This window comes from Candidatus Krumholzibacteriia bacterium (assembly GCA_029865265.1).
Lineage (GTDB): Bacteria > Krumholzibacteriota > Krumholzibacteriia > WVZY01 > JAKEHA01 > JAKEHA01.
The window spans coordinates 1-5224 of sequence record JAOUHG010000078.1; the positions used below are offsets into that span (position 1 = coordinate 1).

At 64.1% G+C, this 5224-nt stretch carries 4 protein-coding genes and 1 tRNA gene; 2 read left to right on the plus strand and 3 right to left on the minus strand.

The features are described from left to right. The 3 genes from OEX18_15590 to OEX18_15600 form a co-directional block, all read right to left on the minus strand. Nucleotides 1–819: hypothetical protein (locus OEX18_15590; protein MDH4338686.1), on the minus strand; the 819-nt coding region annotated here is incomplete at its 3' end. A gap of 508 nt (nucleotides 820–1327) precedes the next feature. Next, nucleotides 1328–1403 (minus strand) — tRNA-Thr (locus tag OEX18_15595). A gap of 173 nt (nucleotides 1404–1576) precedes the next feature. Next, entirely contained in the window at nucleotides 1577–2644 is a 1068-nt protein-coding gene (locus tag OEX18_15600) for a type IV pilus twitching motility protein PilT (GenBank protein ID MDH4338687.1), read from the minus strand. A 207-nt stretch (nucleotides 2645–2851) separates the two neighbouring features. Between OEX18_15600 and OEX18_15605 the strand changes: the two genes are divergently transcribed. Beyond that, a complete protein-coding gene (locus OEX18_15605; GenBank protein MDH4338688.1) occupies nucleotides 2852–3574 on the plus strand; it encodes a hypothetical protein in 723 nt (240 codons plus the stop codon). A 16-nt stretch (nucleotides 3575–3590) separates the two neighbouring features. Further along, nucleotides 3591–5224: HAMP domain-containing protein (locus tag OEX18_15610; GenBank protein ID MDH4338689.1), on the plus strand; the 1634-nt coding region annotated here is incomplete at its 3' end.

Below are 5224 nucleotides of genomic sequence, written 5' to 3' on the forward strand. Positions count from 1 at the left end.
GTATAACCCATTCTGCGCAAAGACCGATAGCGTGCTCATCGACTCCGGGTTCAACGTCAGGAGTCGCGGCTCGCGATCATTCGTACCCGTACCAACCGCGACGAATATCGTCCCTCCAGGACCCAGGCTGATGCCATACGGGGCTTCCGCGTTGACATACGATACATTTCGTTCAACACAGTCGATAGCACCGCTTAGAGCCGTGCCATCGGCGTTTAGCGGGACTTTAAGTACCATCGTCCGACCTACGACACCGGAGCAGTAATTCAACCCCTCCACGGTGGGGCACGTCACAAAGAGGGCATTTGTGACAGGCTCGTACACCATGAGCGCAGTGTTAGTGATCGGATTGATCAGGCTGGAACTCACACCACCAACCCCGTGCATGGCGCCCGAAGCGTCCAGATACTCAAGACGTACCTGTGATCCCCCTATGTAGTAGACCTTTCCGTCCCCCCTCGCTGCAATGCTGCGGGGACCGAAATTTGATTGAGCAGATGGCCCGACGCTGACCGTCGTCCCGTCACTCATCACACCCTTCAACGGGTAATTGACATCGTAGACCACGACGAGAAGCATGTCCCGGAACGGGTCGTACGTGGCATATCTGGACGAAGCGACGGGAAACGTGTGAAGTATTGAAGTACCACCGGTTATAGGATCGATCTTGACCACCTGGCCGACACCTCCAGGTCCCGAGTTGGTCACAAGATAGATGTCTCCCTCCTGGTAATCACCCGCATGAACGACGTCATAGCCAACCAAGCAGATTGAGAAGAGACATAACAATATCGCGATTAGACGCTTGTATGTAGTCATGTTAACCTTCTTCTGTCGACACGCTCGCCGTGTGACTGTGCGAACTGCACTACCGCGTGGATGAAAAGGCAGCAGATTTACGGCGCAAACGCCGATCGTTCCAGAAGGCACGTCGCGGGGAGGAGGACGTGTGACTCAGCAGGAGAGGTCGCAGTTATTTCTGCGTTGGATGTAGGATTTCAAATTTGGGTTGCTTCGTCCGTAACTGCGGCAGGTCTGGCACTCCATTCCGCGCTGGGTTTGCCACGTCGGCGTGGGGGCGCTTATGCTGGCTAGTATAGTTCGTGGATAGCCGACAGCAAGAGATGCGATTGCATCACTTTGGTTTCAGCGAGGTGCATTCGAGCACTTGGGGCGATGCCACTCTCGGATCTGGCGCCCCCTCAGTCCTGTTGAGGCTGACAGGGCTACTTTCCAAGTGCCAGATTAGTGCCAGATGGGCCAAAATGGGCAGCTCCGGCAGTCACCCGCGGAAACGCTAAACTCTATATCTGACAAGAAGTTAAACTGGAGCTGGTGCGCGGATTTGAACCGCGGACCTGCGCATTACGAATGCGCTGCTCTACCAACTGAGCTACACCAGCTCCGAGAGGCGATATGATTCTCGGGTGAGAGGATTCCTGGCGGCATGGGTGCCCGGGGAGGGGCGCCTGTGCGCGCGGCGGCCTCGTTTATACCACAAGGCCCCGCGCCGTTCCACCGCTTCTTTGTGGCCTGGGGACGCCTCCGGGCCCCTTCCGGCGGGGCGGCCGCCAGCTCAGGCCAGCGGGACTTCCACGCTGGTCAGACGGCGCAGCGCCTCGGGCGAATTCGCGCGCGAGGACGCCTCCTCATAGGTGATCACCTTGGCGGCGATAAGTTCGTTCAGGTGCCCTTCCAGCGTCTGCATGCCCAGCTTCTTCCCCGTCTGCATCATCGATGGCAGTTGCACCATCTTGTCTTCGCGGATCACGGCGCGCACCGCGTCGTTGGCAATCAGGATCTCCAGCGCCGCCACCCGCCCGCCGCTGATCTTCGGCACCAGCGTCTGCGACACGATGCCCTGCAGGGTCCCCGCCAGCTGCATCCGCACCATGGTCTGCTGTTCGGGCGGGAACACGTTCACCACGCGGTCCACCGTCTTGGTGGCACTGGTGGTGTGCAGCGTGGCCAGCACCAGGTGCCCGGTCTCGGCGGCGGTCACCGCCAGCGCGATGGTCTCCAGGTCGCGCATCTCGCCCACCAGGATGATGTCCGGGTCCTGGCGCAACGCACGCCGCAGCGCCTGGGTGAAGTCCGCGGTGTCCCCGCCGATCTCGCGCTGGTTGATGTAGCACTTCTTGTCGCGATGGAGGAACTCGATGGGATCCTCCATGGTGATGATGTGCGCGCGGTGGTTGCTGTTGATGAAGTCCACCATGGCCGCCAGCGTGGTCGACTTGCCGCTGCCGGTGGGCCCGGTGACCAGCACCAGTCCACGCGGCTTGGTGGCCAGCATGCGGCACACGTCGGGCAGCCCGAGTTCCTTGAAGGTCGGCACGCGCTCGGGGATGAAACGCATGATGACGGAGATCGAGCCGCGCTGGCGCATCACGTTGACGCGAAAACGCGCCAGGCCCGGCACGGAGTACGAGCAGTCGATGTCCCCGCTGTAGGTGAACTGTTTGTACAACTCCGGGGGCAGGACGGTGCGCGCGATGGCGTCGGTATCCTCGGGAGTGAGCGGTGTCGTGCCCTGCGGGAGGATCTTGCCGTTGACACGCACACCGGGGGGCTGCCCCACCTTGAGATGGGCATCACTGCCACCCAGCTTTACCACGTGACCCAGGAACTCATTGATCTGCATCAGGAACCTCCAGAGCGTGGCCCAACCGCAACTTCCGCGCCAATCAACGCCGGCCCGGGCAACCCGGCAAGGTGTTCCGAAACGTCCCGCTACGGCATGGCGGTTGCAACTTGCTCCCTGGAGTTCCTCGAATCAGACGCATCGCCCACCCCGGAGCATTCCGGCCGTGCGTGAGGCTATCGTCGCAACCGATTGCAGGCAATAACGATGAAGCTACGACCCCCTCGCATTCGTATCCCGTTCCGGCGGCCGGGACGACCCCGCTGGTGGGTGGTTCTGCTGCCCGGTCTCGGCTTGCTAATTGCCACCTCCGCCCTCGCCGGTGGCCTGCACGGCACGGTCCGCATCGTCAGCGAGGTCCGCAGCGCTCCCATGGAATCGTCGCTCGACCCCTACGCGGGGACCCTCAACTCGCTCGGCAAGTCGAACGATCCGGCGCCGCGCATCACCACCCCGAAGGACGTGGTGGTGTACCTGACCGGTGCCAGCACGCGCATCGCGCCGGCGCCCTCGGCGGGCACCCCCGCGCTCAGGCAGATCAACCAGTCGTTCGAGCCGCACGTGCTGGGCGTTCCGGTGGGCACCACGGTGGAGTTCCCCAACATGGACCTCGTGTACCACAACGTCTTCTCGTACTCGAAGACCAGGCGCTTCGACCTGGGCTATTACGGCAAGGGCAAGTCCAAGCGGGTCACCTTCGACCGGCCGGGCATCGTGCAGGTGTTCTGCGACATCCACTCGACCATGTCGGCCTACGTCTTCGTGGCCGACACGCCGTTTGTGACCCAGCCGGACGAGAACGGCGAGTACGGATTCGACGATCTTCCCAACGGAACCTACACGCTCAAGGTGTGGCACCCCGACCTCGGCGAACGGTCCATGACGGTGACCGTGGACGACGGGTCGTCGAGCGTGGACGTGAACCTCTAGGAGCGACCGGCCGCCCATGCTTCGCTTTGGCTCACTGCGCACGCGCATCATCGTCCTCACGACGATCCCGCTCATCGCGATCCTCGTGACGATGCTGGTGAGCACCATGCGGACCGCCGACACGGCGGTGCGCAAGCGCGTGCACGAGAGCCTCACCGAGTCGGGTTCGGTGTTCGTGCAACTCCTCACCTCGCGGCGCAACGAGCTGGTGAGCATGGCGCAAGTGACGGTGCGCGACCCGCGCTTCTTCGCCCCCTTCTCCATTCCACCCGCGGAGCGCGGCGCCGAGTTCCGGCCCACGCTGGAGGGGCTGAGTAACGACTTCCTGCGCATCACGGACGCGGACTTCATCCAGATCTTCGACGCCGACGGGCGCCTGATTGCCGAGGTGGCCCGCGACAACCGGCGCACGCCGGGTGCCCCCCTGCGCGATGACCCGTCGGCCATGGGCCGCACCGGCATCGAGACCGCCATGAAGGGTTCCGCGGTGGCCGACTTCTACCAGGCGGACGACCGCATCGTGGCGGCGGCGGTGGCACCCGTGTTCGTCACCCATCGCCTCGAGGCGGTGGTGCGGTTCGGCAGCTACCTGGACGACGAGTTCGTGGGCGAGGTCAAGCGCCTCACCGGCGCGGACATGTGCCTGGCGCGCGGCGGCGTGGCCTTCGCCAGCACCTATCCCGGCGCCAGCGACGACACCCGCGCGTGGCTCTCGGGCGGCCGTGTGGCCACCACCATCGGGCGCGGCTCGGTGACACTCTCCGAGGCCTTCAGCCGCGAGCACCTGGGCAACGAGTACCTCACCATCCACGTGGGCGTGGGCGGCATCGACCCGCGCGACGGCTTCGACGCCTTCATCGGCCGCGAGCTCGCGGCCGAGCTCGCCCCCATCGTTTCGCTGGAGAAGCGCCTTGCGATGGGCGGCGGCATCGCCGTACTGGTCACACTGTTTCTGGGCTTCGCCATGGCCAACAGCATCACCCGGCCGCTCTCGCGCATGGTGCAGGCCTCGGTGGCGCTGCAGCAGGGGCAGTACGACTACCCCATCGACATGCGCGGCACCGACGAGGTGGCGCTGCTGGGACGCAACTTCGGGCACATGCGCGAGTCGCTCGCCTCCTACGTCAGCCACCTCAAGAGCGTGGACCAGGCCAAGAGCAACTTCATCGCGCTCGCGGGACACGAACTGCGCACGCCGCTCACCATCATCACCGGGTTCAACGAGATGATCGCCAGCGGCGCGCTGGGAACGGTGCCGGACAAGGTGCGCGAGACCACCAACCTCATCACCGAGCAGCTCTCGGGGCTCAACGGACTGGTGCAGGCCATGCTCGACCTCACCTACTTCGAGCAGGGGCTGCAGAGCCTGCGCCTCACGCGCTGCGACGTGCGCGAACTGGTGCGCACGGTTTCGCTGGCGCGGCGCGAGTCCGTGCAAGACCGCAAGCTGCACATGACGGTGGAGGCGGGCAACGACCCGCTGTGGGTGATGGGCGACGCCACCCGCCTGCGCGACGCGGTGCGGGCGCTGGTGGACAACGCCATCCGCTTCACCCCCGACGGGGGCAGTGTGCGCGTGTCGGCGAACAGCGAGGGCGATGAAGTCCGGGTGGTGGTGGAAGACACCGGCATCGGCATTCCGCAACACGA

Coding starts and splice junctions, on each gene's coding strand:
- OEX18_15600 (MDH4338687.1), bottom strand. CDS start 2,644: ATGCAGATCAATGAGTTCCTGGGTCACGTGGTAAAGCTGGGTGGCAGT.
- OEX18_15605 (MDH4338688.1), top strand. CDS start 2,852: ATGAAGCTACGACCCCCTCGCATTCGTATCCCGTTCCGGCGGCCGGGA.